We start from the raw sequence: 3,829 nt of genomic DNA on the forward strand, positions 1-3,829 counted from the left end.
CGTAGGGCAGCTGGCGCGAGCTCACGCCGGTCAGCGGGTTCGTGGCCTGGAAACCGTTGATGTAGTAAGCGTTCTCGGATGCCGAAGAGCCACCGAAGGACAGCGCGTTRCCGTAGCCRCGSACSGCGGGCGTGGTRCCSGGAGCGAGCAGGGCGATCGAGCTGATCGACGTGCGGGCGATCGGCAGCTTKGACAGCTGGTCGGCGGTCAACACGGTGCGCGAGTCGACCGAGCTGACGTCGATGCTGGGCAGGGTGTTGGCGGTGACCTGGACGCTGCCGAGGTTGGTGGCATCGCTGGCGCCGGCGGCGGCAGCGGCAAAGGAAACGTCGGTACCCTGGCTGATCTGGGTCTGCACGCCCTTGTGCGAATCGACSRCSGTRCCGTTRTGCATCARSGWMACRGTGTAGGTGCCGATCGGCAGCGAGTTGGCGCGGTAACGGCCRCCGGMRTCGACGGTGATGTCGCGGCGCAGGCCGTTGTCCGTGTTCTCGATATGGACAATGTCACCGGGCGTGGCGGAGCCGAAGATGGCGCCGGTGGCGTTGCTCTGCGCCAAGGCTGCGCCGGCACCGCCGATGGATACGGCGAAAGCCACGGCAAGCGCGAGCTTGCGGCGCGGCGGCGCGACTGAACGGTTTGCGTACTGCATGGAACGTCCCTCCTGAAAAACGCGTGACGAATAAACGGGATGAGTTCGCCCGCATCCGCGCGGCACGCGGACGTTCCGCCAGAAAGGCTGGCGGGCGGAGAACCAACGGGAAGAATGTCGCTCGGCCGAACGCCTCTTACCGGGCGGGCGGCGTCACGTCGTCAATCGAAAGGGGTGCGCGCAATGGCGTGGTGTGGCATTTCTTTCTGCTCCCCAAAAAAAATGTCGTGCAAGATGTCGTCCGTGGCGAAAGTCGCACCCGCTCATCGTGTCCCCTGAGGCGAGCTGACGACAGCGCCGAAGCAGCGCGTGAAAACAAAGTAAAACCGCAGTGACTCCGGGAACAATAAGAAAAAGTCCTACGCAATTATTTACTGAGCAACTATTTGCGAAGCAAGTAGTTTTTACGAAGACTTGGGGGGATTCTTCAAGGCAATTAGCTACGAAACGGCCCGTGGTTGACGGGCGGCTACGACGGGGATTTCGGGGAAAAAAAAGGCCGCTCCTTCTGGAGCGGCCAATATCCGGGGAAATGCTTTGCTGTTGTTGTTATGCGATATAGCTAAGCGTTTTCGTTAGAGCGTGAAGTCGTAGCGGGCTCCCAGGCGAATGGTGCGGGGGTCCGAGAACGAACGGGCGCGCTTGTAGTTCGGGTTCGGATCACCGGCAGCCGTGTCGCCGATTTCGTAGTACTGGGTAACGCGCTGCTTGCCGAGAGCGTTGAATGCGTCGGCCGAAAGCGTGAGCTTGTGGTCGGCGAAGGCCGGCTTCCAGGCGACGCTCAGGTCCACGTTGTACGTCCACGGCGTGCGGCCGTAGGTACCGCGCGGAGCGGGCTGACCGTTGCAGTAGAAGTAGCTGTTGCCGTATTCGTACGGGTCGCCACCATAGGCTTCCGGACGAACGCCGATGCAGCTGACCGGGTAGCCCGARGCGATACGGGTAACGGTCGAGAACGCCCACTCATCGTTCGGCGCGTAGGTGCCGTAGATGCGCAGCTGATGCTTCTGGTCGTTCGGCAGRTYGCCGTTGGTGTTTTCCATGATGGCCGGGAAATCCCAGCTCTCGGTGGTCGACACGTCAGCCTGGACGATGTTGGAATCGAGCTGGCCTTCGGAGTTGCCGTAGCTACGCGAGTAGGTGTARTCGATCTTCGCGTACCAGTGGTCGCTGAACTGATGTTCGGCGTACAGGTCGAGCATGTAGTAAGCGCGCTTGGCACGCGGCTCGCCGATATCGGCGGCGGTGAGCGGCACGCTCAGGTACTGACCATCAGCCGGCGACACGGTGAACGTGTTCGCGCGACCCGGGTTATACAGCCAGCAACCCGTGCTGCGGCCGATACCCGCCTTCACTTCGTCGTGAAGGCCGTTCTCGTCGCCCCATTCCTGGATCGGTGCCGAGTCGCAGGTATCGTCGATCAGGCTGCGCAGGCGACGGTACATGGCCTTCGCACCGACGACCCAGTTGTTGTCCAGCTGCTGGTCGACACCGAAGATGTACTCATCCTGGTAGTACGAGTGCAGGCCCTGGGCCGAAACGGTCTTCGCGTCCGGCGGGATGCCGTTCGCGCCGTTCTTGTTGTAGTTACCCGAATACGGGCCTGCAACGAGACCGGTCGGCACACCCGTGACCGGGTCGATGCCGGTGAAACCGTAGTACTGCGACGGGAAGGTCGACGGGCCGGCGCCGCGGATGGCGACGGAGGTAGGCAGACCGAGGTGGTAACGGCCGGCGTTGGCGTAGATCTTCAGCGAGCTGTCACCGTGGACGTCCCACGACGCACCCAGGCGTGGATCGAGCTGGTGGCGCGCGCTGGCATACGCTTCGCCGCTACCGTTGTAGTTGGTGAACTGTTCGTTACGCAGGCCGATGTAACCGTGCCAGCGGTCCGTGATCTGCCAGTTGTCTTCGATGAACTGCGAACGCTGGTTGGTACGGGCCGAGGTGCCCGTGCTCAGTGCCGTCGATTCCGCGTAGTAGCCGTTGGCGAAGTCAGCCGGGTTGTACAGGGCGGGATTGAGGCCGAGGTTGGACAGGCGGCTCTGGATGGACGAGCCGTCACCAACGTCAGCGTAGGTCCAGCCGGTACCGCCGGTTGGCAGCGCACCGGACGTGGCGCGCAGGACATAGTTATCAACACCTCCGCGCAGGTCGTGATCACCCAGGCGGTATTCGATGTTGGCGCTCCAGCCATGGCTGCTGTCTTCCGCGCCAGGCAGGAGGAACGTCGAGCCACCGACCGTGCAACCGGTCTGCGGGTTGCCGGTAAACTCGGTGCGGTTATCGGTAATGGTCGGGCAGTTCTGGCCGGTAGCCGAGGTGATGTTCTGGCTGTGGTCGGAATGCGAACGGCCGTACATCGCGTTGACCGTCAGGTCGTCAGTGATGTAACCGGTGTAGTGACCGATGTACGTGTTGCCACCCGGCGTCGCGTTGGTCTGCGTGCCGTTGTAGTTTTTCGTGTAGACATGGCCGAGGTAGTCGCCGCGACCGGTGTCGTAGCTGTAAGCACTGATGGACTGGTCATTCGTCTCGGTGTCGCCGATACCGGTGAACTCGAGGATGTTGTTGTCGGTGATGTTCCAGTCGATCTTGGTCAACCAGCGCTTGGTCTTGGCGCTGTCATGCTCGTCGTCGCTGGTGGTGTTCGGGCCGGTGTAGTCGCCGGTGTTCCTGATCCAGTCCGCCGCGGCGAAGATGAACAACTTGTCTTTGATCAGTGCGCCGCCGATGGAGCCGGAGTACTGCAGGTTCTCGTTGTTGCGCAGCGCGTACAGGTTGCCCTTCTGGTAAAGGGTGCCGTCGCGGAGACGGACATTACGCGGCTGCTGRTTCAGGCCGTCCGGCGACCAGAACACCTGGACGTCGCCCTTCCACTCGTTGGTACCGCGCTTGGAGACGACGTTGATCACGCCGCCGGTGGAGCGGCCGTACTCGGCGCCGTARCCGCCGATCAGCACCTGTTCCTGATCGATCGCGTCGTAGGGCAGCTGGCGCGAGCTCACGCCGGTCAGCGGGTTCGTGGCCTGGAAGCCGTTGATGTAGTAGCCGTTCTCGGACGCCGAGGAGCCACCGAAGGACAGCGCGTTGCCGTAGCCRCGSACSGCGGGCGTGGTGCCCGGAGCGAGCAGGGCGATCGAGCTGATCGACGTGCGGGCGATCGGCAGCTTTGAC

The 3,829-nt window shown here is 62.7% G+C and carries 2 protein-coding genes; both read right to left on the minus strand.

Annotated features, from left to right (window positions below; all coding sequences use genetic code 11):
* Nucleotides 1-652, minus strand: a 652-nt coding sequence (locus AC1DT2_RS17525; protein ID WP_477297738.1) for a carboxypeptidase-like regulatory domain-containing protein, incomplete at its 3' end; no start/stop codon positions are given.
* Between the two features lie 575 nt (nucleotides 653-1,227).
* Nucleotides 1,228-3,829 (minus strand): TonB-dependent receptor plug domain-containing protein (locus AC1DT2_RS17530; protein WP_477297740.1); only part of this gene is annotated, 2,602 nt, incomplete at its 5' end.

The sequence above is a fragment of the Luteibacter sp. P4_E6 genome (assembly GCF_056401535.1).